Origin of the sequence: Tunturiibacter gelidiferens (genome assembly GCF_051013345.1) — a bacterium.
Taxonomy (GTDB): Bacteria; Acidobacteriota; Terriglobia; order Terriglobales; family Acidobacteriaceae; genus Edaphobacter; species Edaphobacter gelidiferens_A.
On the sequence record NZ_CP132939.1, the window covers coordinates 362,988 to 388,938 of the forward strand.

At 56.3% G+C, this 25,951-nt stretch carries 31 protein-coding genes and 2 pseudogenes; 11 read left to right on the plus strand and 22 right to left on the minus strand.

The window, feature by feature from the left end:
• Positions 1–152: 152 nt before the first annotated feature.
• A complete protein-coding gene (moaA, locus tag RBB80_RS01765; RefSeq protein ID WP_433966633.1) occupies positions 153–1,151 on the plus strand; it encodes a GTP 3',8-cyclase MoaA in 999 nt (332 codons plus the stop codon).
• A gap of 195 nt (positions 1,152–1,346) precedes the next feature.
• Here the strand turns inward: moaA and hypB (RBB80_RS01770) are convergent, their stop codons facing one another.
• From hypB (RBB80_RS01770) to RBB80_RS01800, 7 genes are all read right to left on the minus strand, one after another.
• Positions 1,347–1,895, minus strand: a complete 549-nt coding sequence (gene hypB / locus RBB80_RS01770; RefSeq protein ID WP_433970051.1) for a hydrogenase nickel incorporation protein HypB — start codon at positions 1,893–1,895, stop codon at positions 1,347–1,349.
• On the minus strand, positions 1,892–2,035 hold the full coding sequence (locus RBB80_RS01775; RefSeq protein WP_433966634.1) for a hypothetical protein: 144 nt from the start codon (positions 2,033–2,035) through the stop codon (positions 1,892–1,894). The genes hypB (RBB80_RS01770) and RBB80_RS01775 overlap by 4 nt, the downstream gene beginning before the upstream one ends.
• A 13-nt stretch (positions 2,036–2,048) precedes the next feature.
• Positions 2,049–2,579: a hydrogenase maturation nickel metallochaperone HypA gene (locus tag RBB80_RS01780; RefSeq protein ID WP_433970053.1), complete on the minus strand. Its 531-nt coding sequence runs from the start codon at positions 2,577–2,579 to the stop codon at positions 2,049–2,051.
• Positions 2,580–2,713: 134 nt separating this feature from the next.
• A complete protein-coding gene (locus RBB80_RS01785; protein ID WP_433966635.1) occupies positions 2,714–2,866 on the minus strand; it encodes a hypothetical protein in 153 nt (50 codons plus the stop codon).
• Between the two features lie 182 nt (positions 2,867–3,048).
• Positions 3,049–3,504 carry a molybdenum cofactor biosynthesis protein MoaE gene (locus RBB80_RS01790; protein ID WP_433966636.1) on the minus strand — a complete coding sequence of 152 codons (456 nt, stop codon included), beginning with the start codon at positions 3,502–3,504 and terminating at the stop codon, positions 3,049–3,051.
• Positions 3,501–3,761, minus strand: a complete 261-nt coding sequence (gene moaD / locus RBB80_RS01795) for a molybdopterin converting factor subunit 1 (RefSeq protein ID WP_433966637.1) — start codon at positions 3,759–3,761, stop codon at positions 3,501–3,503. The genes RBB80_RS01790 and moaD overlap by 4 nt, the downstream gene beginning before the upstream one ends.
• Before the next feature lie 78 nt (positions 3,762–3,839).
• Complete coding sequence (locus tag RBB80_RS01800) at positions 3,840–4,007, minus strand: hypothetical protein (RefSeq protein WP_433966638.1); 168 nt, start codon at positions 4,005–4,007, stop codon at positions 3,840–3,842.
• A 35-nt stretch (positions 4,008–4,042) separates the two neighbouring features.
• On the opposite strand from RBB80_RS01800, the gene RBB80_RS01805 reads away from it, so the two are divergent.
• The 8 genes from RBB80_RS01805 (at position 4,043) to RBB80_RS01840 (ending at position 10,807) form a co-directional block, all read left to right on the plus strand.
• The gene (locus tag RBB80_RS01805) at positions 4,043–4,207 is read left to right on the plus strand and encodes a DUF4386 family protein (protein WP_433970055.1); all 165 of its coding nucleotides are present in this window, start codon (positions 4,043–4,045) and stop codon (positions 4,205–4,207) included.
• A gap of 35 nt (positions 4,208–4,242) precedes the next feature.
• The gene (locus tag RBB80_RS01810) at positions 4,243–4,656 is read left to right on the plus strand and encodes a transposase (protein WP_433966639.1); all 414 of its coding nucleotides are present in this window, start codon (positions 4,243–4,245) and stop codon (positions 4,654–4,656) included.
• Between the two features lie 855 nt (positions 4,657–5,511).
• Entirely contained in the window at positions 5,512–6,099 is a 588-nt protein-coding gene (locus tag RBB80_RS01815; RefSeq protein WP_433966640.1) for a hypothetical protein, read from the plus strand.
• Entirely contained in the window at positions 6,086–6,661 is a 576-nt protein-coding gene (locus RBB80_RS01820; RefSeq protein WP_433966641.1) for a hypothetical protein, read from the plus strand. Before RBB80_RS01815 ends, RBB80_RS01820 begins: the two co-directional genes overlap by 14 nt.
• Before the next feature lie 157 nt (positions 6,662–6,818).
• A complete protein-coding gene (locus tag RBB80_RS01825) occupies positions 6,819–7,241 on the plus strand; it encodes a hypothetical protein (protein ID WP_433966642.1) in 423 nt (140 codons plus the stop codon).
• A gap of 25 nt (positions 7,242–7,266) precedes the next feature.
• Entirely contained in the window at positions 7,267–7,509 is a 243-nt protein-coding gene (locus RBB80_RS01830) for a YceI family protein (RefSeq protein WP_433966643.1), read from the plus strand.
• Between the two features lie 187 nt (positions 7,510–7,696).
• Positions 7,697–9,295, plus strand: a complete 1,599-nt coding sequence (locus RBB80_RS01835; RefSeq protein WP_433966644.1) for a SulP family inorganic anion transporter — start codon at positions 7,697–7,699, stop codon at positions 9,293–9,295.
• Positions 9,296–10,525: 1,230 nt separating this feature from the next.
• Positions 10,526–10,807 (plus strand): hypothetical protein, encoded by a 282-nt coding sequence (locus RBB80_RS01840; protein WP_433966645.1) that lies wholly within the window; start codon positions 10,526–10,528, stop codon positions 10,805–10,807.
• Positions 10,808–11,042: 235 nt separating this feature from the next.
• Here RBB80_RS01840 and RBB80_RS01845 read toward each other — a convergent pair.
• The 5 genes and pseudogenes from RBB80_RS01845 to RBB80_RS01865 form a co-directional block, all read right to left on the minus strand.
• Positions 11,043–12,155 (minus strand): annotated as a pseudogene (locus RBB80_RS01845) (IS30 family transposase).
• 221 nt (positions 12,156–12,376) lie between these two features.
• Positions 12,377–12,670, minus strand: coding sequence for an ATP-binding protein (locus RBB80_RS01850; RefSeq protein WP_433966646.1), 294 nt, complete (start codon positions 12,668–12,670; stop codon positions 12,377–12,379).
• A 186-nt stretch (positions 12,671–12,856) separates the two neighbouring features.
• Positions 12,857–13,033 (minus strand): hypothetical protein, encoded by a 177-nt coding sequence (locus RBB80_RS01855; protein ID WP_433966647.1) that lies wholly within the window; start codon positions 13,031–13,033, stop codon positions 12,857–12,859.
• Positions 13,034–13,376: 343 nt separating this feature from the next.
• A pseudogene (locus RBB80_RS01860) lies at positions 13,377–13,454 on the minus strand (IS5-like element ISCARN85 family transposase); the annotation flags it as partial.
• Between the two features lie 260 nt (positions 13,455–13,714).
• Positions 13,715–14,053: a hypothetical protein gene (locus RBB80_RS01865; protein ID WP_433966648.1), complete on the minus strand. Its 339-nt coding sequence runs from the start codon at positions 14,051–14,053 to the stop codon at positions 13,715–13,717.
• Positions 14,054–14,574: 521 nt separating this feature from the next.
• On the opposite strand from RBB80_RS01865, the gene RBB80_RS01870 reads away from it, so the two are divergent.
• On the plus strand, positions 14,575–17,226 hold the full coding sequence (locus tag RBB80_RS01870) for a protein kinase domain-containing protein (protein WP_433966649.1): 2,652 nt from the start codon (positions 14,575–14,577) through the stop codon (positions 17,224–17,226).
• 36 nt (positions 17,227–17,262) lie between these two features.
• Entirely contained in the window at positions 17,263–17,604 is a 342-nt protein-coding gene (locus tag RBB80_RS01875) for a hypothetical protein (protein WP_433966650.1), read from the plus strand.
• A gap of 98 nt (positions 17,605–17,702) precedes the next feature.
• Here RBB80_RS01875 and RBB80_RS01880 read toward each other — a convergent pair whose 3' ends face one another.
• The 10 genes from RBB80_RS01880 to hypD all read right to left on the minus strand — a co-directional run bounded on the left by RBB80_RS01880 (position 17,703) and on the right by hypD (position 25,942).
• On the minus strand, positions 17,703–18,620 hold the full coding sequence (locus tag RBB80_RS01880) for an acyl-CoA desaturase (protein WP_433966651.1): 918 nt from the start codon (positions 18,618–18,620) through the stop codon (positions 17,703–17,705).
• Between the two features lie 240 nt (positions 18,621–18,860).
• Positions 18,861–19,013 (minus strand): DUF6893 family small protein, encoded by a 153-nt coding sequence (locus tag RBB80_RS01885; protein WP_433966652.1) that lies wholly within the window; start codon positions 19,011–19,013, stop codon positions 18,861–18,863.
• A gap of 16 nt (positions 19,014–19,029) precedes the next feature.
• The gene (hypB, locus tag RBB80_RS01890; RefSeq protein WP_433966653.1) at positions 19,030–19,713 is read right to left on the minus strand and encodes a hydrogenase nickel incorporation protein HypB; all 684 of its coding nucleotides are present in this window, start codon (positions 19,711–19,713) and stop codon (positions 19,030–19,032) included.
• Positions 19,710–20,054 carry a hydrogenase maturation nickel metallochaperone HypA gene (locus tag RBB80_RS01895; protein WP_433966654.1) on the minus strand — a complete coding sequence of 115 codons (345 nt, stop codon included), beginning with the start codon at positions 20,052–20,054 and terminating at the stop codon, positions 19,710–19,712. The genes hypB (RBB80_RS01890) and RBB80_RS01895 overlap by 4 nt, the downstream gene beginning before the upstream one ends.
• Positions 20,047–22,350: a carbamoyltransferase HypF gene (gene hypF / locus RBB80_RS01900; RefSeq protein ID WP_433966655.1), complete on the minus strand. Its 2,304-nt coding sequence runs from the start codon at positions 22,348–22,350 to the stop codon at positions 20,047–20,049. The genes RBB80_RS01895 and hypF overlap by 8 nt, the downstream gene beginning before the upstream one ends.
• On the minus strand, positions 22,347–22,583 hold the full coding sequence (locus RBB80_RS01905) for a Uxx-star family glutaredoxin-like (seleno)protein (RefSeq protein WP_433966656.1): 237 nt from the start codon (positions 22,581–22,583) through the stop codon (positions 22,347–22,349). The genes hypF and RBB80_RS01905 overlap by 4 nt, the downstream gene beginning before the upstream one ends.
• Positions 22,570–23,130 (minus strand): D-sedoheptulose-7-phosphate isomerase, encoded by a 561-nt coding sequence (locus tag RBB80_RS01910; protein WP_433966657.1) that lies wholly within the window; start codon positions 23,128–23,130, stop codon positions 22,570–22,572. Before RBB80_RS01910 ends, RBB80_RS01905 begins: the two co-directional genes overlap by 14 nt.
• A complete protein-coding gene (locus RBB80_RS01915) occupies positions 23,127–23,606 on the minus strand; it encodes a hypothetical protein (protein WP_433966658.1) in 480 nt (159 codons plus the stop codon). Before RBB80_RS01915 ends, RBB80_RS01910 begins: the two co-directional genes overlap by 4 nt.
• 154 nt (positions 23,607–23,760) lie before the next feature.
• Positions 23,761–24,627 carry a hydrogenase expression/formation protein HypE gene (gene hypE, locus RBB80_RS01920; protein WP_433970057.1) on the minus strand — a complete coding sequence of 289 codons (867 nt, stop codon included), beginning with the start codon at positions 24,625–24,627 and terminating at the stop codon, positions 23,761–23,763.
• A 187-nt stretch (positions 24,628–24,814) separates the two neighbouring features.
• A complete protein-coding gene (gene hypD, locus RBB80_RS01925; RefSeq protein WP_433966659.1) occupies positions 24,815–25,942 on the minus strand; it encodes a hydrogenase formation protein HypD in 1,128 nt (375 codons plus the stop codon).
• Between the last annotated feature and the right edge of the window lie 9 nt (positions 25,943–25,951).

Here is a 25,951-nt window from a genome sequence, read left to right on the forward strand (position 1 = left end):
CTGCACTACGCCACGCACACGAACTGAGCAGGCATTCGCCATGTCTATTCTGACCCTACGATGCAGCCGCGACCCTGCCAGCCCACCTGGATTACCTTGCCGTCTTCCACCAATTGGCTCGCAGTCTCGTGGCGCGCTGGGTGGGGTCTAAGATGGTCTACGGAACGCCACTCATCGACGCATTCGGTCGTGTACACACCAAGCTGCGGATCAGCGTCACCGATCGGTGCAACATACGCTGCTACTACTGCATGCCGGAGACGGGAACGATCTTCGCTCCGCGTGCGGGACTACTCTCGGTGGACGAGATCGAGCGGATTGTGCGTGTCGCCGTGCGGCTCGGATTGCGCAAGTTCCGCTTGACCGGTGGCGAGCCGCTCGTTTGGAAGGACTTGGGCGTCCTCATAAAACGTCTGGTGGACATCGACGGAGTGGAGAGTCTCGGGCTGACCACTAACGGGGTCCTACTGGCCGATCGTGCGCAGGAACTCTACGACGCCGGATTGCGCCGCATCAACGTACACCTGGACACAATGGACCGCGACGCCTACCGGCGCATCCCCCGCCGCGACGCATTCGAGAAGGTCATGCAAGGGTTGCAGACGGCCAGCGAATTGGGTTACGAATCGATCAAGATCAACGCCATGGCCGTGAAGGGGCAATCGGAGGACGACATCGTGGCCCTCGCGCGGTTTGGGCGCCAGTCCGGAATGCAGGTCCGCTTCATCGAGTTCATGCCTCTCGATTCCCAGGGACTCTGGAATTCGGAGAAGGTGCTCTCGGCCGATGTAATGGTCGCAATTCTGGAACGGGCGATCGGGCCACTGGTTCCCGTGCCTGCAACTGACGAGCGCGCCCCGGCGACTGAATTCCGGTTCGCGGACGGCGCCGGCACAGTCGGATTCATTTCATCGGTGACCAAGCCGTTCTGCGGCAATTGCAACCGGCTTCGCCTGACCTCCGACGGCAAGCTGCGGTACTGCCTCTTTGCCGTTGAAGAGACGGACCTGCGGCCCTTGCTGCAGTCCCCGGACGACGACGCCATAGCCGAAGCGATCTTCGGTTGCGTGCGCGCTAAGTGGCGAGGCCACTCGATCAACAGCACGCAGTTCGTGGCTCCGCCGCGTCCGATGAGCGCGATTGGCGGTTGAACCTCGATCGTGGTCGAGGCTGTTCGAAGTGGAAGAGTGCAACTTGCGATTGTTAAGCCGGACACCTTGATCGATCGACAATGTGCTGCAGGCTGGCTTCCGTGTGATGCCGGCCTAATCGATCCGACCCATCCGCATGCAGCCCTTCTCCTAGAGCTACACGATCTGCCGGGAATTGCGAGACACATAAGACATTCATCTCAAAGCTGTTGGACGCGCCGTGCGATTGCGAACTGCTACGGACTCAATCCAGTCGAACCAGCGACCGAGCCCCTGGCCGGAACGGCACGAGAGCGGAAAACTCACTAGTCCGGGGTTCAAACCTTCGACTCCTTTCATGAAGTAGTCTAGATCGAAGGAAACATACGGCAGGAGGTCGATCTTGTTGACGACAAGGGCATCCACACCGCTGTACATCCTCGGGTATTTGTAAGGTTTGTCGTCGCCCTCTGGCGTGGATGCAATGAGCACGCTGAAGTGCGAGCCCAGTTGCCACGATGCAGGACAAACCAGGTTGCCGATGTTCTCGATTAAGAGAAGGTCGATATCGTCTATCGGCAAACAATCGATTGCGCTCCGTACCATCCCCGCATCGAGATGACATCTGCCCGCGGTGTTCAGATGTACCGTCACAGCCCCCGCCTTCTCGGCGCGCTCCGCGTCCATGTCCGCCGGACTCGTATCGCTATTGATCATGCCGATCCGCAGCTGGCCTTCGAATGCGTGAATGGTCCTCTCGATCAGCGAAGTCTTGCCCGCGCCGGGGAGGCCATCAGATTCAACGCCACAATCCCCGCTGCATCCAGCGCCGCCCGGTTCCGCTCGGCGGTCTCCTGGTTCGCGCTCAACACGTTCTGTGTAACTTGTATGGTTCTCACTGTCATGTCATCCTTCCGCTCATTCCACCTCGATCGACTCGACGTAACATTCCTGGCCGATGATGGGTTTCAACCACTCGCTTCCGCAAGCGGGGCATCGAAAGTCCTTGCCGCTACGGGCAAATCTGCTCGAGCACTGTAGGCACAGTGACTCTCCAGGGATGCGATGAAACTCGATCCGTGCGCCAGCGGCTTCCGTTCCCCTGCAAACCTCATCCCAGAACATCGCCAGAGCATCTTCCACGTAACTCGAGAATTCACCGATTATTACTCGAACCGATAGAATGCGCGACACTCCAGCTAAGCGAGCGTGACGCATCGCAATCTCCCGAATTCCCTCGACTACGCTGAGCTCGTGCACCTGCGGGTATACCAGCACGTTTATGTCCAAACAGCCGGAAACACCCTGCTGAAAAGCTACAGCGGGTTGTCGACCAGCCGGGTCGGTCGAGCCTGCCCCCGGAGCGACGGCCCGCTGGCTGCGGTAATTCCTGGATCGCCAAGTCCGGAACCTGCCAGGCCAATCTGGCTGAGGACTTTGCGTATCCATCGCCCGCAGCAGCCGAAGAGTCAGCACTTAGGCCATTTCCGAAAGTTTTTCTATGGGTTACCGCTCGTGCCATTTATTTTCAATGACTACAGCGGACGCTTGTGCGGCCCTCATGTCGATGGGGTCCATCGCTCTCACGCGTCGACAGATCGCTTCGCCGCATTCTTCTCCAGCCGCTCCTCCCGCAGCAGGCTCTCGCTCGCATCAATCGCCAGCACAATCGACAGCGGCGTCGAAGACTCCTTCTCAAAGATCGCTATCTTCTGCGGCTTCCCATCCTCAAACACCTTAAAGTCGTCCTTTGTTCAGCCCAACCACCGGAGCGCCCTTCGCGTCCACCACATTCAGCGCCACATTCACTAGCCGGTCTCCACTCGAATCGTCGGCACCTCCTGCGACTGCTGCGGCGGCCTCCGCTCAATCGGAGCCTGCAACGCCAACACTCCACCCAGCACGAGCCCAGCAAACCTCATCCCTGCTTCTCCGTCACGCTAGACGCAATCTCCTCAGGAAACGGCTCGCCATCAGCCCAAACAGCACCATCGACAAAGTGTTCTTTCTTCCAGATCGGCACAGTCTGCTTCAGCGTATCGATCAGCCACCTGCAGGCATCAAACGCAGCCCCGCGATGCGCCGAAGCCACCACAATCAGCACACTCGTCTCGCCCACCTCGAGCCGCCCCAGCCGATGCACCAGTGCCACATCCCTTACCCCAAACTTCGTCACCGCCTCAGCAGCCAGCCCCCTCATCTGCCCCAGAGCCATCTCTCGATAAGCCTCATAGTCCAGAAACAGAGTCCGCCGCCCCCGCGTATTGTCCCGCGCAATCCCGTCGAAGACACACACCGCACCATCCGACCCTGCCTTGATCCCCGCCACAATCTCCGCAGCCGGAATCACCCCATCTGTAATCTCGATCCTCATCGAACGTCCTCAGCTCCACCACTCACCGGAGGCAGCAAAGCCACCTCATCACCATCCCGCAGCGCATCCTCTCCGCGCGCATACTCCTGGTTCACCGCCACAGCAATCGACTCGCAGAACCCAGCCGCTCCCAACTCCCTGCCCCGATAAATCCTCAACAAATCCGCCACCGAAACCCCATCCTCAAGCTCCAAAGCCTCGCTCTCGCGCCCGAAGATCTCCTTCAACACCCCAAAATAAAGAACCTGTACCCGCATATCCCAATAGAATACGCGAGCACGACTCTTTGACGCCCAACCCTCTTGAAACATCACAGCTAAAGCGCCGAACTCCCCTCAAAAGACAGCGCCACCTTCTCCCCGGACACCAAACCCTACCCCATCCACCCGCGCAAACTCCGTCATAGCCGGCACCCGCCGCGAACTTCCACCATCCGCCGACACAAAAATATCCTCCACCAATTGACGAATCGCAACGCAGAGCTGCAAAAGTCGTGAGCGCAATGTACCTGTTCGGGTTTACAGCAGTATTTGATGAGATGCATGTCCGCGGCCGTCTGATTGTCGCCAACAATGCCGCGGAAACAGCTCGGAATATCGTGGCGCACGAACGGCTCTTTCGCATAGGTATCGCCTTCGATCTACTTGAAATGACCTCCACGGTAATACTGATCACAGCACTCTGCGTAGTTCTAAGGCTGTGAATCCGAATCTTGCCTTGCTCGCGGTCCTCTGGAGGATGATGGAGGCTGTCATCTGCGTGGTTATGACCCTGAGCAGTTTTGACTTACTGCGGGTCTTGAGCGGTGCCGAATATTTGCGTGTATTTGAACCGGATCGATTGCAGGTTCTCGCGAGGATCTATGTTGGCGCGCATGGCGCAGGGTACAACGTCGCCGATCCGGTGCGCGAACGGCTGAAAAAGCGCGGCACAGAGCTGATTGCTCCCTACCGCAGCAACAACCGTCATCGCCGCTTCGAAGACAAACGTAAGCTGCGCCGATACCGCAAACGCTGGAAAATTGAACGCACCAACGCCTGGCTGCAGAACTTCCGCCGCATCCAGGTCCGCTACGACCGCTTGCTTGCCGTCTTTCAAGGCTTCTTCCACTTCGCATGCCTCCTCATCACCTTGAGGCATTTATGCAACTAGCTCTAGATATATTCCGAGAATATTGGCCGCATTCCGTTGCACTGGATGGCATCACAACTTTGCACTGGGTGGCAGCATAGCCAAGGATCTTCGTCATTGAATGAGCTAGGGCGTCCGCAACGGAACTCACTCGTCTCGTCAAATGGCGAATCACAGTCGCAGGTTAGCGCTGAAGCGAACAGAATGCCGAGTCGATGTGTCCTATTCAACCTTTATTACAGGAACATGTAATTGTTTCGCCGGTGCGCGACTGCTACTCTCACGCTATTACGTGGAGTTAGGACGTTCGGCACTGCAGACATGGACGATAGGTGTAAAGGGAGCCAGCAGCTTGCGGTTCAGCGTCCACTTCCAGTAGCTCTGGACGTACCTCAGTGCAAAGCGCGGTGACCGGTTGATCATTGAACAGCGCAAGAATAGCTGACGAGAGGTTCGCAATGGCACTTGAGGAAGCAATCTACGCGGTTCATATGAATGCCACCTGAGGTCGAAGTCGCCATGTTTCATTTAGATTATCTCTCTTGCTTTCTCACCATATTGGCGACTGTCCTCCTCGGTCGGAAATCGTGGACGGGACTTCTGATATCAATTGTCAACAGCATGATCGTTTGCGTGATCGGCTTTCGAACGTCTCAGTTTGGCTTTATTCCAGCAAACCTGATTTGCATCTGTGTATACGCATTCAGCATCCGGTCTTGGGTCAAGAAGCCTCACACGCACCGGATCCGCCCGCGATGGGGGTTGGGACCACGGAGACGACGATGGTCAACGCTCCCTACACTCCGATCGTCTCGGAGCGAGAGTTTTTGTGAATCGAAGAAGTTATCCCATCATTGCGGCTACAAGAGAGAAATCATGAATCGTAATCCAATACCGTCCAGGCAGACACCGGTTACTTCGCTTCAGGTTGGGCGTGGACTAGCCTGCCTGACTCTTCTCCTCTCGTTATGCGCGGGATTGACAGGCCAGACTCAGAGCGAAGCACAAAGTCCGGTCCCAGGGTCGGCCATCCATGTCACGCATGTCCTGGGGTTTGAAGGTGCGCGGCATAACGCCACCGGAGACTTAAAAATTCAGGGTGACGCGGTGCAATTTCAGAGGGATGGAAGTCCGACTGCCCAGGTGAACATAAGCTCCATTCAGGACATCTTTGTCGAGGATGAAGACAAGCAGGTAGGCGGCACGGCGATGACGCTGGGCAAAACCGCAGCTCCGTTTGGTGGAGGGCGTGTGGTGAGCCTTTTCGCACATAAGAAATATGACTTCCTCACAGTTGAATACCTTGATAACAACGGTGGTTTTCACGGTGCCATATTCCAACTCGACAAAGGGCAAGGACAAACCTTCAAGAAGGACCTCGTAGCCAACGGCGCGCACATCTCGTCCCCGGACGGCCGAGCCACCACGCAAAGCACTCCCGAGGTCAAGCATGAAAACAAATAGAGACACTTCCCTTGCCGCAACGAAGACCACGTTTAGCCTGCCCGCCTTCTACCGGCCAAACAGGCAGCGCGGAGCACTTGCGGCTCTCGTCCTGCTGCTCGGCGCGTTGCAGCTTCAGCTATTCGTCTCAACTGCGCTTGCGGAATCTTCCGCAGTTGGAAAAAGCGGAGGTGCCCAGCCATGGAGCGTGCAGGTCGACAGGGTGGACCCCGGCGATGTCGGCCTCGAGTCTTCCTTCGGATGTGCCATCTACGAGAATCTCCTGGAAGAACTAGCCAAAACTGAGCAGTTCAAACAGTTGTTCCGTAGCGGGGATCGCAACGCGAACGATGTTCCCAGTCTCCTCGTTCTGAAGACAACAGTGCAAAAATATACGCCCGGTAGCGAGACTCGACGGGCCGTCACTACCGTGAATGGAGCGACCAAATTGAACGTTCGCATTCAGTTGGTCACACGAGAGGGCCACGTAGTGCTGGAGAATGTTGTCGATGGCAAGGTCCGGTTCATCGGGGGAACTTGCGTGCTACCCAGAACCTGGCACACAATGTGGCAGCGACTTTGAAACGGTCAACCCTGCCAGAGCAGACCGACCTGGTCTCCGAACAGGAAACCGGAAAGATGTCCAAGTAAACTAGGTGCGTACGGTCGTGAGATCCCCAGCCATCCCATCGACTCCAACCAGGAGAAGGAAACAGGAACGCTGCAGAGGGGAAGCCAACGTGAAGTTAAAGCTGAATTGCGGATTGGTCATTGCCCTGTGGCTGGGGGCGTCCCTTGCGTGGGCCGATTCTTTGGAACTGAAGAATGGCAGCCTGATGAGGGGCAAGTTCATGGGTGGCACGGAGAGTGAGATCAGCTTCCAGGTCGGCTCCTCAGTGCAGAAGTACAACCTCGCTGACATCGTTTCGCTCAAGTTTGATTCCGAAAGGGCAGCAAGTGACCAGCCGAAGCCGTCGACGATTTCGCTTCCCAGCGAACCGCAGCCGGCAGAGCATGCCGGCATGAAGACACCGGCATATGTCACCATCCCGGCAGGAACGCGTATCTCCGTGCGCACCATCGATGCAATCGATTCCACGCAGAATCAGGTGGGCGATCGATTCCAGGCCTCCCTCGAACCGCAACGCGTGGACGGCAACTAGATAGTCTCCAGGGATGCCGCCGTCTATGGTCGGCTGGCGGAGTCGAAAGAGTCCGGAACGCGGCGTCTCTAAGCAGGAAACCCTGACGCTGACGGTTTCTGGCAAGGGGACAGGTTCGGGCGTGATCACCGGCACAATGGCCTTCGACCGCAAGGACTACGGGATGAATAGCGGCATCCCCTTCATCAAGATCGCTGACCACGTTGAGGTGGATATCGACCTCAAGGCGAAGCAGGTTAGTGGACCTCGGTTGGTCTACCAACAATAACGAGCCACACAAAGCGCTCCAAAACTAAGAGCCGCTTCGATAGGGGGACAGCCATGACCTCACCACACGATCACTCCGCCCGCGCGCGCTTTCCCATCCTGCAGGGGTACTGCCGATTACGGCCGCTCAGATTCCGGCTGAAATCCTTGCCGGTATCACGCTTGCCGCAATCGCCGTTCCAGAGGTGATGGGCTACACCAAGATCGCTGGCACACCGGTGATCACCGGTCTCTACACCATGCTTATCCCCACGACGCTGTTCGCCTTGTTCGGCTCCTCACGGCACCTGGTAGTAGGCGCCGATTCAGCGACGGCGGCCATCCTGGCCGGCGCTCTGGTGGGGATCGCATCAACCGGCTCGGCTGAATACGTGGCGTTGGCCGGCGTGCTTGCGCTGATGGCCGCCGGCTTCTTGATTCTGGCGCGTCTCATGCGCCTTGGATTCCTGGCCGACTTCCTTTCTCGCACCGTGTTGATCGGGTTTTTGACCGGGGTCGGCATTCAGGTCGCGCTGGGACAGATCGCCGGCATGCTTGGCCTGAAGGGTGGCGGCCACGGCACGCTGGGGAAGGTCTGGAACGACCTTCTACAAGTCGGACAGGTCAACCGCTATGAGCTGATGATCACGCTCAGCGTGCTGGTGGTGATCGTCGGCCTCAAAATGGTTTCGAAGAAACTTCCGGGAGCCCTGATCGCGGCGATCGGCGCCCTGGTCGTAAGTTGGGCGTTCGGACTCGGCAAGCAAGTGCATGTGGTCGGCGCTGTTCCGAGTGGTCTGCCACCCCTGGGTCTGCCAAAGGTCGTCTGGAGTTGGCAAGTCATGGCGGCATTGATTCCGACGGCCTTCGCGATGTTTGTGGTGATCCTGGCACAGAGCGCGGCAACCTCTCGCGCCTTTGCCACGCGCTACGACGAGAGGTTCAGCGAGAACACTGATCTGGTCGGTCTGGCCCTGGCCAATATTGGCGCCGGCCTGTCCGGCACCTTCGTCGTCAACGGTAGTCCAACGAAAACGCAAATCGTCGACAGCGCCGGCGGTCGCAACCAACTGTCGCTCCTGGTGATGGTGGCGATGGTAGCGCTGATCCTGCTCTTCCTAACTCGAGCGCTGATGTACCTGCCAGAGGCGGCTTTGTCGGCCATCGTATTTCTGATCGGAGTCGGCCTGATCGATCTCGCTGGGATGCGTAGGGTCTTCGAACAACGGCGGTCGGAGTTCTGGTTGGCACTGGTCACCGCGTTGACCGTCGTGTTCGTTGGAGTCGAACAGGGGATCCTGCTCGCCATCGCGTTGTCGCTCGTCGACCACACGAGGCACGGGTATCGACCGAAGAACGCGGTGCTCGTGCCGGACGAATCGGACAGCTGGCAGCCGAAGCCAGTGGCCACGGCTGCTCAGGCCGCGCCCGGTCTGGTCATCTACCGATTCACGCACAGCTTGTACTATGCGAATTCCCAGCAATTCTCGGATGAGGTCTCGTTGCTGGCGAGCAGCACGGAGCCACCCCTGCGTTGGCTCTGCCTCGACGCGGGCGCAGTGGACGATGTCGACTACTCCGCGGTTGAAACCCTCCGGTCGGTTCACGCGAAGTTGAAGGCGAAAGGCATTCGCCTGGTCGTTGCACACGAAATGGAGGAGCTCATAACCCATACACACGACCCGCTCCGGGAGCTGTTTGGCGCAGATGCCTTCTACGAGAGGCTGAAGGATGTCGTGACGCTGTATCGGCAGGAGTTCAACATAGCTGCTCCGTCCAGGCGCCCAGATCAGACCCCACGGAGTTAATGGAGGCACGTGGCAACAGTGTCGCCGGGAAAGATCCCCGTGGCGCGGGTTTGCAGCGTCCCTTATACATTGGTTGGTGCTCCTGAGGTCCAACTGTTGCAACGGCCAGTGAGAGTCTGTGAAGACAGCACGAAGCCTGCTCGCACCTGCGATAGCCCGAAAGCACATCTTTCAGGAATTCTTGCTGTCATCAACTGACCCAGTCATCGATCCTGAGCACGCGCGGAGTTGTAACGGCGGTCGGCTGCATCCGATGCCGCAGCGAGCGCAGAAGAGTCGATCTGTACGCCAGAAGTCCGAGCCGGCGTGCCAGTCGCGCTCGGGCACGACCATCAAAGACCGAGTGCCAAGCCATGCGTGGACTTTGGCTTATCGGGTACGAGAGGGACCGTTTGTCCGGGGTTGAAGGCCAGAGCGGATGTCTTCGAACAGGGATCGTTTCTGTTGCCGGCTAATTGTGCGAATGAGGACGGGCTGTTTCAAACCCTCAGAGAATAACTCGCTTGCAAACGTTTCGAGCCAGCTGGCACTCAATCCCGTAAACCGCTCCGAGCTGAACATTCTTCCGCCTGAATCGCCAACCACCAAATCAGAGCAGGACAAAGTCTGGGACGAACTGGCAGAGCTTGACTGACTCACGAGTGCGATTAGAGAGGTCTGTCACTCCAGACACAGGCGCACGCAAGAAGAAGTATTGCGATTTCGGTGATCACTGTCCCCACTGGCACAGCTCCTTTTCGCTACATTAGTTTGATCCCCATTCATCCGAAACGTTGCGCGCTAGAGTGCTACATATTTATGTAGCCCGTCATAAAACTTTTGGACATCTTCAGCGCAATGAAGCGCACAGAAAGACGTGAGGAGGTTATGAAGTTAATTTCTCTCGGGCTAAGCAGTCATCCGGCCTGAGTGCGTGGCTGGTCGTGTCATGGAAGAGCTTTCACCTTTCCAATCAGCCGACAGCCATCAGCGAGGGATTCCTCGTTCAACATTTTTCACATACAGGACACCGACCACGCGTTCGGCAGTCACATGGTGTGTTGGAGCGTCCCATGCCTTCGACGACTGGGTGTAAATGCTGAGAGCTCGGATCAATCAAAACATCGCCGATCGGACTCTTGACACCGACAAGACCACCATAGGGGCACTGGCGCTAGCATTCGCAATCGCCTTTGCTATAGCCCACGCTCAAAACGGTCTCCCCTTTTTAGTGGTGTGTGGCATTTGGACGTGAAGCAGAACAAGATTGAAGCGAAGCATCGTCCCATCGCAAGCGTCGCAACGATTCAGTACGACGGCAAAGTGTGGAAGTTCTCCAGAACACACCGATACCTACATAAAAAGCCCGAAACCTGGGCAACTTCGATGATCGTAGGGGCAGAAGAGTACCGCATCAAGCGTGAGCCGCCCCTTACGATCAAGACCCGAGTAGATCGGGAAGGTGATGTGATCGTTTTGAGGGAAGAGTACGTCGCAGACACGGGAGAGAAGGCGACAAACACCGTGCATTAGGGCCTGCCAAACGGCGGCAACACTTTGGTGGAAGACGAGCAGGAAGTGACGTCCGAAGGGAATGAGCACAACGTTTGGATCCTTACCAGGCAAACTTCCCACTCTGAATAACAATGTGATCGATGGTTGATTGCCGGACGGTACTCTGCGACGCGCCGAGTAAAACCGCATCAACTCCCGGAAAGTCCCGTTTGCGGCAATTTCGTTGTCGAGGTTTCCTATAAGTCGGGCGGGCTCAACCGGTCGATGCAACACTGGCTTGCAGTTTACTCGCCGGAGTTTCAAAGCCCAAGGTCTTTCGCGGGCGTTGATTGAGGCGCAGGGCTACCTTGTTGAGATCGGCTTGAGAGTGGACGGACAAGTCGGTCTTCTTGGGGAAGTACTGTCTTAATAGTCCGTTGGTATTTTCATTGGTGCCGCGCTGCCAGGGGCTCTGCGGATCACAGAAGTAGACCTTTACATTCGTGTCTACCGTGAAGCTCTTGTGTTTGGCCATCTCGTGCCCCCGGTCCCAGGTCAAGGAGCGCCGCAGGGTGGAGGGCAGTTTGAGCACGTGCTTGCTCAGCGCGGCGACGACCGTCGTTGTGTCTTTGCTGGGCACTTTGACCAGCATGGTGAAACACGAATGTCGTTCCACCAGGGTTGCGATATGACTGTTTTTGCTGCCTGCGAGCAGATCGCCCTCCCAATGACCGGGAATAGCGCGGTCTTCAACCTCGGCAGGTCTTTCGCTAATAGAGATGGCATCGACGATCTGACCTCGAGACTGTCCCGCAGCGCGCGAGTGCCGTGAGCGACGTATAAGCCGCTTGGACCTGAGGTGCTCAACCAGCTCTTTTTTCAGCACTCCGCGGGCCTGGATGAATAAGCTGCGGTAGATGGTTTCGTGGGACACACGCATGCTCTCGTTGTTGGAAGAGTGGACCTTCAGCCATTTCGAAATCTGTTCCGGCGACCAGTCCAGGATCAGTTTACTGGCCACGATCGTCCGCAACTTCTCTTCGATGGCAAGAAGGCACACCTTGGGTCGCAGAGCTGAGTTCCATGCCTGACGGTCGGCTTCGCTGGCTCGATAGAGTGGCCGGCCACCGTGACGCACCACCTCCCGGCTCACTGTCGACACAGGCCGTTGCAACCCGCTGGCTATCTCCCGAATCGACGAACCGGAAGCAATCCCTCGTGAGATGTCTTCCCGCTCGGCCAGCGTCAGCGTTCGCGGTGAACGCCGACGAGCAGCAGGAACGATACCTCCGCGCTGCGTCAACAGGAACCGAATGGAACCATGCCCTTACCGAAGGCGCGCCAAATCTCATGCAACGACTCGCCCCGACTTCCAACGGCGCCACATCTCCGTCCTCTGCTCAATGGAAAGCCTGTTCCGTTTTCCTGTGCCATAAACACCACCTTTAGAAAATGAATTCATATCAAATGGTGTTGCACCGACCGGTTGAGACCGCCCCGGTTTTCAAGGAACTACGACTCGACGTTCTGATAGTCGGTCGGTGGATTGTTTCCGGATAGGCGACGACAAGGCCAGAACTCGTCGATAGGTGCGTTGGTCTATTGCCACTAACCTAGGTTGGTACCAGCACGGTGTAGGCAGCAAGTCTGGCAGATCGGCTCAGCACATTCCTGGGTTTGAAGCGTGATGCGATTCGTGTGAGTTAGCGGCAAAGCCACGTTGAAGGTTGCACCGCCAGCTATGTTATTTTCAGCCCAAAGCCGACCACCATGGGATTCAACGATGGTGCGCGACACCGCCAAGCAAATACCCATGCCTTTCTCTTTTGTTGTCATAAAGGCGTCAAAGATTCGGTCCGGGTCATCGACTCCAGGCCCGTTATCGATCACTTGGATTAACATCCACTTGTTGTTCCTCCAATGCCTCAATAGCATTCACGATCAGATTAATGAAGACCTGCTGGATTTGAATCCGGTCGACATTCACCACAGGGAGAGACTCTTCGAACCGGCACTCGATGGGTACGTCACGCTTTTGGGGGTCCTCCTGTACAACTCGTACAACTTCACGAAGTATGTTCGGAATGTTCACATCCTTCTTCTCGAAGGACTCCTGCTTGAAGAGTGCTCGAATATGTTCATTGTCTCGTCAGCCGCACGGGCGTCTCGTATAGTGCGTTCAATCGACGAATTCACGTCCGTCATATTTGGCGGAGCGGCATTCAACCACCTCTTCGCCGCCTGCGCGTTTGCAAGTATCGACATGAGCGGCTGGTTCAGTTCGTGAGCGATCGAGCCTGCAAGTTCAGCGACGGTCGTCAGCCGCGAAGCTTTCGCGAGTTTGATACGAGTGTCGCGAAGACGGTCTTCTGCTCGTTTCCGCTCATCGATGTCAACCGAGAGGCCAATTCCGGATGGGCCGGAAAGTCACTTACGAACTGCACTGCGGTTTGATCCCGAGGTGATCGTTGACTGCCTGTACAAGTCTCTGCCGGGAACCGAGATATCGTTCTGTGGTTTCTACAGACCGGTGGCCGAGCAAGAACTGAATCTGTTCAAGTTCCCCTCCTGCAGAATGGCAGAGTCGTGCACACGTTCGGCGCAGAAACTGCAGATTGGATAAACGCACATTTCCCCGCTGTACCGGCAGGCTGTCCTTGATTCGTAAGTATTGCTCTTCCGTGATTTCCGTCTTCTCCCTAACTTGTTGCGTCTTGTGGGCGGATGGAGGGAAGCAGTTCTACGATGGCGTGGTCGAGTGCGTGCCGTTGCTGTCTAACAGATCTACGAGCCATATAGCGCCCAGTGGCCCACTTCAAGGCACTTTGTCGGTGGTGGATGTTAAAGTGAAGGATTCCGAGGCCATTGAGCACGGCCACTGGAATCCTTCACTCTCAGGGTGATGTGGTAAGCCTACGCACAGCCGATTTATGAGTCGGCAGATTCCTACGCGGCGATCAGCTTGTTGTACTGTTCGGAGGTGAGATTCAGCAGGATGCTGCCGTGGCCGATTTTCATTTCCCGGTAGAGACGGACGCGGTTTTCGTAATTTATGATTGCTCCACCGCGCATAGCTAGCGAAACGACCGTCTCGCTGGAACGGTAGATGAGTGTTTCTCGAATCCTTGCAACTCCAGATGACTCATAAAAATCACAAAACCAACGGTTGCCCTTCCGCTCAAAGCGTAGCAGTACACACTGGGCAACATTCGGCAGTCGGCTAAACGCAAGGAGTTGGACCCTGCGTACCTGCGATCGCCCTGGTGAATGCTTTCCATCAGCCACTCGGATCGCCAACTACTCGAACTTCAACGGCCAGGCGAATAAGAGTTATCCGAAGCAAAACAAGAGCCGTTCGTGACAGTATATCGACCGCGTGAGCTACGCGAGTGGAAAACACGACGTTCGTTTTGGCTATGAGCTATCCCTCAATACCAACACGTTTGTCGCGGGCAACAACTCGGTAGGAACCTTCAACTTTAACGGATCATACTCCGGCGACAACTTGCTGACTCTCTGCTGGGAGATCCTCTCAGTGCCAGCCGTAGTACCTTCAGGAATTTGTGGGGGAATGCCGGAAATTTCCAGGCGATATACCTCCAGGACGACTATCACGCAAGGCCGAACCTGACCATCCGAATCCAAACCCTGGCTCGCGTCGGATCGAGCTTGCCGCAAAGATCTACTTTTGATGACCGGCCAATAGCCTAGGGCCTAATTGCAGCTCACGTGATTCTGAATGATACCCTAGGAGGGTTTCGAGCCTGAATAACTGCCTCCTATTTCTGGACGTGAGCGAAATCTAAATGGCAGAGGTTACTAACGCTCTCCCGGTGGGAGAACTGGTTGGGAATAACTACGAGATCTTGGGCATCGCCGGTGCAGGCGGAATGGGCGTCGTTTATCGTGCCTGGGACGCCAAGCTCGCGAGAACGGTTGCGCTCAAATTTCTACCCACCCTCCTGAATGCTGACGTTCGCGAGAGAGAGTACTTTGTCCTCGAAGCTCGAATGGCTTCGTCCCTGGATCACCCAAACATCGGCGTCATCCACGGCATCGAAGAGACGACGGACGGCCACGCGTTTATCGTCATGGGCTTCTATGACGGTCTTTCTCTGGCTCAAAGAATTGCCAAAGGTCCGCTGAGCACGGTGGAAGCCGTCGAGGTCGCTATTGAGATCGCGCTCGGCCTATGCGAAGCCCACTCGCACCAAATCGTGCATCGCGACATCAAGCCGTCGAACGTGATGCTGACGAACACAAGGTCTGTTAAGATCGTCGATTTTGGACTCGCTCGCCTGATCAGCGCGGAGACCGCGACCGCGAGCGGTATCGTGGGATCGATAAAGTACGTATCGCCGGAACAGGCGTTGGGCCATCGAACCGATCAGCGAACAGATATATGGTCTCTTGGAGTAGTTTTAGCGGAGATGCTGACGGGGCGTAATCCCTTCGAGCGCGGAACGATTCCGGCGATTCTGGTTGCGATTCTTAGCGAGCCGCCGCAGTCGCTTGACGGTTTGCCCATCGCACTGCAGCGAATCATCTACCGCGCTCTCTCGAAGGACGCCGAGAAGCGATATCAGCATTGCTCAGAGATGCTGGCGGATCTGCAAGCCGCACAAACGGAGCTTTCGAACGATTCAACCAACCTAAGAGAAGCGACTGGCAGGAAGACCACGAATCGTTCCAACGACATCCGCAAGTATGTGGAGCAAGCTTCCATCTCTACCTGGTCCAGGGCACAAAAGCCTCGGAACAGATGGCTGCCACTGGGCCTCGGCCTCGGTGGGCTCGTTCTATTGGCCTGTCTGTTTCTCTTTCCTAGGATCCGCGAACGACTTCTTGGTTCCCGCATAAGGGTGGGGGAAGAGCATATCGCAGTTCTTCCTTTCACCAACATCGGGAACAATCCGGAGAACGAAGCACTGAGCGAAGGCCTGGTGGATACGCTCGCGGGGAAGCTTTCCGATCTCGATGTTGGAAACAAGGCACTATGGGTGATTCCGGCGAGCGAGATCCGGCGTTTAAAAGTGACCGACCCCGCCGCCGCACTCAAAATGCTTGGCGCAAATCTGGTAATCAGCGGAAGCATTCGACGCGATGGAACCGCCGTAAATCTTAATCTCAACCTGATCAATACGGAGAATCTTCGCCTGATTGGTTCTGTCGATGTTGTGGATCAGATTGGAGACCTCTCTGCGCTGCAAGATGAAGCGGTATCACGGCTCGCGCATTTGATGGACCTGCCTGTGTCCGCCGAGATGTTGCACAATACCGGCGGATCCGTTGTGCCTGCAGCATATGAGAACTATCTGACCGCGTTGGGCTATATGCAGCGTTACGACAAAGCGGGAAATCTGGATCAGGCAATCGAAGTGTTGAATGCGTCGATCAAGACCGATCCGAAGTTCGCGCTCGGCTACGGCCAGCTCGGAGAGGCATATCGGCTTAAGTATCAACTTGATAGGAATCAGCACTGGCTCGACGAAGCCCAGGGAAACCTTGAAAAGGCAATCAAGCTCGACAGTAATTTGCCTGCGGCCTATGTCACTCTTGGACGAATTCATGACGTGGGTGGGAAGCGGGAGCTTGCACTGCAGGAGTTTCAACATGCTCTCGAACTCGATCCGCGAAGCGCGATGGCGATGAGGGGGATGGCACGCGCGTATGAGCGTTCCGGTCGTGTAGCCGATGCAGAGGCTGCTTACAAAAAGGCAGTCGCGCTGAAGCCCGACGATTGGGAGAGCTATAACCTCATCGGTAACTTCTACGACCGCCAAGGCAAATATCCCGATGCGATCGCTGCACTGAGGAGAGCGATTGATATGACTCCGGACAATGCGGAGGTGTATCTCAATCTGGGCGCGACTTATGTGGATTCAGGAGATAGCGCGGCGCTTCCGGCCGCAGAGCAGGCTCTAAAGAGATCAGTTGAACTGGGGCCAACTTATCCTGCATATGCAAATCTTGCAAGCCTCTATCTTGCTCAGCAGAGGTATCGGGAGTCCGCGGAGGTCAACGAGAAGGCTCTGCGATTGAATCAGAACGACTACATGGTTTGGAATAACCTGCTCATCGCGTATGAGCGTCTTGGAGACAGCTCAAAGGCCAAGGCGGTGCGGGAACGAATCGTGCCGCTGCTGGAGCAGAATATCCGGCTAAAACCACAAGATGCGCAGGCGCACTCGCTGCTGGCTGTGATGCAGGCAAAGGACGGACTGCGGGAGAGTGCGCTGGAACACGCGCAGACGGCGATAGCGCTCTCCCCTGATGATCCCGGCATCCTCGTGAACGTCGCGGGGTCCTACGAGATGTGCGGTGATCGTAAACAGGCGCTGGGTTATCTCGAGATGGCCTTGCACAAAGGTTTTCCTTTGAGCCAACTCGAAAACGATCCGGACATGCGGGATCTTCTGCGAGACCCCGGATTTCATGCCAGCAAACCATCACTCTAACTCAATAAACGCCACCTCAACAAAAGGAGAATTATCTTGTCGATCGTTGTTGTTCCTCTTACCGATTCAGGCGATCCAATCGAAATCAACATGGAAGCTACGGACACTCTCCAGTTTGTCGCTGAAGTCTCAGGGGTGTTCACCAGCACTTATTCGAAGTATTTCTGCCCACACCTGCCCCACAACAAGTCGTTGAGACTAAATGAAACATGGCCGAACACAGCGAATTATCCGGAGGGGACCGAACCTAATCCCTACGCTGCCGGCAAAATCTACACGTTCAACTGGACACCCGATAACCAAAGACAAGGTGGCTTGACTTCCTCGCCGGGCACGATCCATGTCGACAGCGGGACAACGGGAGAGACAGTCGATTGATTTGAACGGTGATTATCCCTAGATGGCTGTCGCCAAATGGAAGGGCGCCTACGAGCGCCCTCGATGACTGTCCGTTAGGCGATTTTTTCGTTTGAGAATCATAGAGAGCTTAATCGCGTACTAGGTGCCTCCGGGAGATGTGCCACTTTTACGTTCTTTGCCAGACCGAGCAACGCTAATAGTCTGATCCCCCAGTAGTTGAAATCCACTTCCCACCAGGCCATTCCATGGCTCGCCGACACAGGATGTGCATGGTGATTGTTGTGCCAGCCTTCTCCGCCGGTCAAAAGTGCAACCCACCAGTTGTTAGTTGAGTCGTCACGCGTTTTGAAGCGGCGCGAACCCCACAAGTGGGTCGCCGAGTTGACCAGCCAAGTCACGTGGAAACCAATGGTGATACGAAGAAATGTGCCCCATAGTAACCACGAGAGGCCAAGCTTCCATCCGCCGAGAGCGGTGCCCCCAGCCAGTAAAGCAACTCCGGTCAGGGTAATGGGAAGCCAGTGCCAAACGGCCAGCCATCGGTAGAAGCGATCGCGATGCAGATCCGGCGCATAGTGAGTGAGCGTTGTGGTTTCGCTATGAACAGAGCCGCGCAGGATCCAGCCCATATGCGACCACCACTTTCCATCCCGGGGAGAGTGCGGATCGCCAGGTTTGTCGGTGTACTGGTGGTGCATACGATGTACGGCAACCCAGTACGTAGGACTACCCTGCAGCGCCATCGTCCCACAGATCGCCATGGCATACTCCAGCCACTTGGGCGTGGTGAAGCTGCGATGAGTGAGCTGGCGGTGATAGCTGATGGCAATGCCTACATTCTGACCGAATAGCCACATCACCAGAAAAATGACGACAGAAGACCAATAAAAGGTAAACAGCGCTGCTATAGCGCCCACATGAAATGCCGCAATGACGACAAAGAAAATCCAGTTAAACTCTGTCGACTTAGTCTGTACCACTTCGACTATTTCGGGACTGCCAGTTTTTTGCGGTTGGGTTACAAGAGTCGCCATGGCATGCCTTCCTCTAGGGTCGAGGCTAACGCCGGACACGAAGCATGGCTAGAGGACGCAGGTAAGAGTTCGGTAATAGTTGAGGTAGAGGTATTCGCGAGGGAGCAATCTTATCAGTCGCGAGCTCTCATATTTGTTCATGTTTGATAGCCACACCGCCCCCTCAGGCGGCCTGACAACCAAACTACGGGCACATCGCTATATAAAGAAGAGGGCCACGTGAGCGATTGTTCAGGGATTTCACATGGACCGGATTCTGAGATAACGGGATACGTCGGGAGCTATCAATATCATTACTACGATTGCGCCGATTCCTGCGGCGGCAGCTATAAGTTTCATCATGTAAATCACCTCGTCCAGTTTGTTGCCCGCTTGTATCCTGTTTCGATGCATTTCAGCATGCCGGCGTCTATACAGGAATCTTCTGTGAGCTTCGAGTAAGTGTTTGCGCAAGAAACTGCAAGAAGCCGTCCATCCCCTCGTTGGTCTTTGCCGACACTTTGAACACGCGCATCCCTGGCCGCACGGCCTGGATGTTCGCGTTGGTGGTCAGTTCATCGAATTCGACCGCCGCTGCCAGGTCGATTTTGGTGATGACCGCTGCGTCGGCGCTGTTGAAGATAGTCGGGTACTTGAGCGGCTTATCCTCACCTTCCGTTACGGAAAGCAGCACCAGCCTCAGATCTTCCCCCAGATCATAGGACGCGGGGCAGACCAGATTGCCCACGTTTTCGATGAACAAGAGTTCGAATAGCCCTAAATTCCAACCCTCCAATGCACGCTCAACCATAGACGCTTCAAGGTGGCAGAGCGTGCCGGTAGTGATCTGCCTGACGGGAACCTCGCTGCGAGCGAGCCGCATTGCGTCGTTCTCAGTAGCCAAATCGCCCACCAGCGCAGCTACCCGATAATGGGGCCTGAGCAGGGTAAGAGTCTTTTCGAGAAATGTAGTCTTACCCGCTCCGGGACTCGAGACGAGGCTGATGACATATGTTCCCTGGGCACGAAACCGGTCTCGCAGAGCGCGCGCGATCACGTCATTTTGTTTGAGAACGTTTTTGCGAACTTCTAACAGGCGTGGTTCAGGGCTCATAGCTTAAGCTCCAGTGCGGTGATGACGAGTTCTTTTCCATGGATCACTTCAGACGCCGGGGTACCGCAGTCAGGGCAACAAAACCACTGCATCGATGCCAGGAACTTTGGCATGTTGCATGCCGGACAGTAGATCTCTATGGGCACATCTTTCACTACCAGACGTGAGCCTTGTAGCGGGGTACCGTCGCAAGCTATTTCGAAAGAGAACAGAAGCGCCTCCTTCACCACGCCCGAGAGAGCTCCAAGTTCCAGGTGGACCGCTTCTATGTGCACGTTGCGGCCCTCCGCCTCCTCCTGTGCCATATCCACGATGCTCATCGCAATCGAAAGCTCATGCATGAAGGTCTCCTTCACCAACGGAATGCTTCGCATCGTTGAAGTTCCCGAAGGCAGCAAGCGCGGCCTGCCCAAGGCTGATCCCGCCATCGTTAGGAGGAACTGCGTGGTTCGTCCAGATCTCGAGCCCGTGGGGTAGGAGGAGTGATTTCATGTCCTCGAGCAGCAGTTCATTCTGAAAGACGCCTCCCGAGAGCACAGCCGTATCAATCGCGTGGCTGTGGCAAAGTTCAAAAATGAGCTCGGTGGTTCCCACAGCTATCCCACGTTGAAAAGAGCGCGCGATATCAGATAGTCCGCGTCCGCGCAGCCGGTCGCGGATGACTGCTTCGAGCAGAGGGCGGAAATCGAGTTCCTCATTCGTGTTGGGGAAAGGATAGGCTTCTGCGGCCGAAGAGTCGCGTGCCAGTTGCTCCAGCCAAATGGCAGCCTGGCCTTCAAACGTACTCTCTCTCACAAAACCCAACAGTGCGGCAGCCGCATCGAAGAGCCTGCCGATGGACGTCGTCGAAAAGGTGCGCACATCACGGTTGATCAGTTGAATCGCGTCCCGATAGCGCGAGGTAAAGTTGAAAGGCGGCTCGCTCAAGTCCGGCAAACCATCGATCTGAACAACGAACCCGGCTGCGGCCTGCACTGGATACTGTGCAGCGCCATCACCTCCGGCGAGAGCCGCTGTGCGCAAGTGGGCAGCGCGTTCGAAACCTCTTTCGAGACTTCCGATAAATATTTCGCCGCCCCAGATGCTGCCATCGTCGCCGAAGCCGGTCCCGTCGAAGCTCACGCCTAGAATCCTCTTCTCCCACTCGCCGCGTTCTGCAAGGACGGAAGCCAGGTGAGCCCGATGATGTTGTATCGCCCGCGTCTCCCGAGCCGGAAGCGTAGCGGCATGACTTGTTGAAGCATATTGAGGATGACAATCGTGCACCACAAGCAGATCGCCAGTATCGATGTCATACATCGAGATGAGATCCTCAATGGTCTTTGTAAAAGCGTGGAATCCCTGATAATGCGAGAGATCGCCAGTGTGTTGGCTCACAAAAGCGTGGCCGTCAACTACCAGCGTGATCGTGTTCTTTAGGTCCGATCCCAGGGCCAACACTGGACGCTTGATCGGCAGCTTCGCCACCGCGCTCGGCGCATATCCACGAGAGCGACGAAGAATAACCGAGCCGAATGCTCCGACGCGGGCTATTGAATCCTCCACTCTCCGTGCAATCGGGCGTTCGCCGATTAGAAACGCATCTGCAATTCCGGAGAGCCGCCTCAGCGCATCCGCATCCTCATAGGCAATGGGCTCGTTCGAGCGGTTGGCACTGGTCATTACAAGCGCCTCCGGTGCGCCCGCAGCGAAGAGAAGGTGCTGAATGGGCGTGTAAGACAACATCACACCGAGGTCGTGATTTTCAGGCGACACGCCTTCGAGTTCGAACCGAGCCTGTACTAACACAATCGGACGAGCTGAGGAAGTAAGCAACCACTCGGCATCGGAGGTAAGAAAAACTAGACGGCATGCTGCCTCGATATCTTTGACCATGAGGGCAAACGGCTTTTCCTTGCGATATTTCCTATCGCGCAGGGCAGCGGTCGCTATGGGGTTGCGTGCGTCGCAAGCTAGATGATATCCACCAAGCCCCTTGATCGCGACGATTCCTCCTTCACTGAGAAGTTCTGCTGTTCTTCGAATCGCATCCCAACCCCTGGCAAGGTCGAGTCCGTTCTGGCGGAAAGTTAAATTCGGCCCGCATTCGGGACAAGCTACGGGTTGGGCATGAAACCTGCGATTCGCAGGATCGTGATACTCGGAGTCACAGTATGCATCCATCGGCCACGCCATCATGGTGGTGCTGGCTCGGTCGTAAGGCAAGGCGAGGATCACGCTGTAGCGAGGTCCGCAGTTTGTGCAGTTGATGTAGGGATATCGATAACGCCGATCCGACGGGTCGAAGCATTCGTTCAAACAGTCTTCGCAGACAGGGAGATCGGGTGAGACATGGGCAATAGGGCGTCCGGCGCGGTGACTCTCTCGAATAGTGAACTCGTTCAACCCCTCGCAGTGTGCGGGTTCTACTTCAATTTCGGAGATCGTGGAAGCCGACGGATGCTTGCTTCGCATCTCTTGAACGAACACTTCCATGTCCTGCTCAGCGCCTTCGAGATGAATCTCCACTCCCTGGTCGCCGTTGAGTACCCACCCCGCCAGTGTGTTGGCATACGCCAGACGGTACACAAAAGGGCGAAAGCCAACACCCTGCACCACGCCGCGTACCCGAATTGAGCAGGCGCTTGCCATGTTCATTCTGACCCCACGACGCAACCCCTGCCTTGCCACCCAACTTGAATTACCTTGCCGTCTTCCACCAGCACCGGAACCGTGCGTACGCTGCTATCGAGCGCATGCATGCGAGCACGTGCGTCGGGATCGGCTTCCACGTCGTACTCTGTGAAGACGCGCCTTGTCCACTCCAGCCACTCACGTAACTCTTGCGTATATGGGCATCGAGCACTCCCATAGAGCTCAAGATTGGCCATGGCTCAACACCTCCAACGCCTCCCGCAGCACGTGATACGCGGACGCCTGCACCTCTTGAATGCGCGGAATATAGTCGCTGCGAACAATGATTGGATGGTCAACCAGCCCCCGGCGATAAATCTCTCCGCCGTCGTTGCCCAGGAGAGCGACCGTCAGCAGGTTACGCTTGCGCGCTTCTTCAAGGGCCATCACGATATTGCGGGAACCGCCACTGGTGGAGATTCCGATCGCGACGTCCTGCGGTTTCGCGTGTGCGAGGAGTTGGCGCGAGAAGATAACCTCTACACCCACATCGTTGGCCAGCGCTGTTATGTTGGCTGGCTCCATAGAAAGAGATATTGCCGGGATGGTTTGATATCCGATTGGAGGACGCACACAGTCCATCGCCCAATCGTTCGCGTCCGTCGCGGAGCCGCCGTTACCGAAGAGAATCAACTTTCCGCCACGCAACAGGCAATCTCGTATTGCAAGAGCCGTAGCACCGATCTGTTCGGATTGTTCTGTGGCGAGGCGGGTCCGCAACAGGGTGTCGTCGTGAACTTTCATTTGGATGGAAGCAGCGACATCATCGACGATGCCCGCAGTCTCCTGTTTTTTCTGGCCCAGGAAAGGATAGAGAAATTCTGTTTGACCCACATCCTGACCCAGCTCGCGATGTTCCAAAAAGACGTGAACCGTCTCCCATAAGGTGTGATAAAAACTTCGACCAGTTCCTGGTGGATGAAGGGGTCTTGAGTCACTGCCTTGAGTGCGTAGAATCCGTTTGGGCCGGGCAACGCGAAGGTCATCGCACCTCGCGCCTCCGCCGAGGCTAAAGCTTCCCACACCTCAGGATCTCCCTCCGGTGGACCGAAGCCCATCACGATATCTTCCGAGCGAAGAATGGCATCGATCCACGGGCGCATGAGCGCTGAGAGGTCGAGCGCAGGGAGAGCGCGTTTGCCAACGATCACAGGATGAACGAACTCGACGGAGACGTGCTGGGCATCGGTCGAGTACGGTCCGCGTCCAAATGCCAGCAAACGACCGCCTCTTAGAAAGCGTTCCGACATCTCACGACAGGCCACTGCCAATGACCGAGCCTCTTGAGAAAAAAGCTTTCCAGAATCTCGTTGCGCATGAGCAACCGTTCTTCGATGTGTGCTGCGAGATTGACGGCGGTTTGCATACGAGGTCCTAACAAATCCGCGGCAGAGGGTCGCCGACCAGCATATCTACCATCCGACTGCCTCCGTAACGAGTGACGACCAGAACGGCATTGGCTGGTTCGACTCGGACCTGTCCAACAATCCGGGCTTCTTCACCGTCCGCGGTCTGCTGCAACGCGTTTAACGCGATATCAGCATACTCCGGAGAGACGACAGCAAGAAACTGACCCTCGTTCGCGATGTGGAGAGGATCCAGACCAAGCAGTTCGCAGGCGCCTCGAACCGCATCGTGCACGGGGATCTCCTCTTCTAGCAACTCAATGCCCATGCCACTATCGCGCGCCAGCTCATTGAGAGCAGTAGCTACGCCTCCCCGCGTCGGATCGCGCATCCAGCGGATTCCGGGGCCGCATTCTGCCGCCAGCGCTTCGACCAACGGCAGAACCGACCGCGTGTCGGAGGACAAATCTGCTTCGAAGTCGAGCTCACCGCGTGCCAGAAGAATGGTGATTCCGTGATCGCCAATCGGACCGGACAAGAGGATCTTGTCACCTGGACGTACGGAACGCGCATCAACTTTGACGCCAGGTAGCGGCGTACCAATCCCTGCAGTGGTGATGTACATCCCGTCCGCTTTGCCGCGTTCGACAACCTTCGTATCTCCACCCGCCATCACGACTCCCGCCCGCTTAAGAGCTCTAGACATCGCGATGACTTCGGCTTCTAGGTCCGCCGTAGGAAGGCCTTCTTCGAGAATGAAGGTCGCGGTCATGGCAGTGCCTTTGGCCCCGGAGACTGCGAGATCGTTCATAGTTCCATTGACGGCAAGTTCGCCGATTGAGCCACCGGGAAAACGTAGAGGCTTGACGACAAAACTGTCGGTTGTGAAGGCGATTCGTGCGCCCCCACCTCGAGATGTGCCGCATCGCTCAGCGGCTCTCGAGAGCCGGGATACAGAAGCGGCGCAAACAGGCCCTCGACCAGTCGGCGGCTGGCCTTCCCACCGGCTCCGTGCGCCATCTCAATCTGTGCATCGCGAAATCGAACCACAGATGGCGAACTTGCCGCCGTAGCTTCGACCTTCAGGCCACGGAGCTGATCCTGGTAACCAACGATTTGCGGTACTCGTAGTTGTAATATGCTGCGCATGAGCCCTCTGACGAAACCATAAGCGCGCCGATCGGATGTTCAGGAGTGCATTCTTTCCCGAACAACTTACACTGCGCCGGTTTCAAAACACCTTTCAGCACTTCTCCGCACTGTGCCGACTTCGGGTCAGTCACTCGCGTCTCCGGGACGGAGTAGCGTTGCTCAGCGTCCCACGCTGCGTACTTGTCGCGGATACGCAATGCTGACTGGGAGATAAATCCTAGTCCCCGCCACTCAAAGTAGGGCCGCAGCTCGAAGACTTCGGCCATTGCTTTGAGAGCTGCGCGATTGCCCTCCCAAGGCACCACGCGCTTGTATTGATTTTCGACTCTGGCCTCGCCCGCTTGTAGCTGCCTCAAAAGCATGATGATGGATTGCAGCAGATCCAGCGGCTCAAAGCCCGAAGTAACTACGGGTTTACCTTCATTTCTGGCTATCCATTCATAAGGTCTGCAACCGATCACCGTTGAGACATGCCCCGGCCCGATGAACCCATCGAGACGCATATCCGGAGAATCGAGAATGGCGCGGATTGCAGGCACAATAGTGACGTGATTACAGAAGACAGAAAAGTTATGGATGCCCTCAGCCTTGGCGCTCATCAGCGTGAGCGCAGTGGAGGGAGCCGTCGTCTCAAATCCGATCGCAAAGAAGATGACTTCTTTCTCAGGATATTTTCTAGCCAGCTCCAACGCGTCCGCAGGAGAGTACACAATCCGCACATCGGTCCCGCGAGCCTTGTGCTCCAGCGGACTGCCGTGCGCTCCCGGTACCCGCATCATGTCGCCGAAGGCCGCGAAGATGGTATTTGGGTCTTCGGCGATACCCAATCCATCGTCAATCCTTCCCATGGGCAAGACGCAGACCGGACAGCCGGGGCCGTGGATAAGTTCGATATTGGAAGGCAGGATATCCTTGAGCCCGAAGCGGTAGATGGCATGAGTGTGACCGCCACACACTTCCATGATGCGGTAATGCCGCTTAGCATCGGCGAGACGGCGAATCTCTTCGGAGGCTTTGGTGATCAGTTCAGGGTCACGAAATTCATCCACATATTGCATGCTCAATCT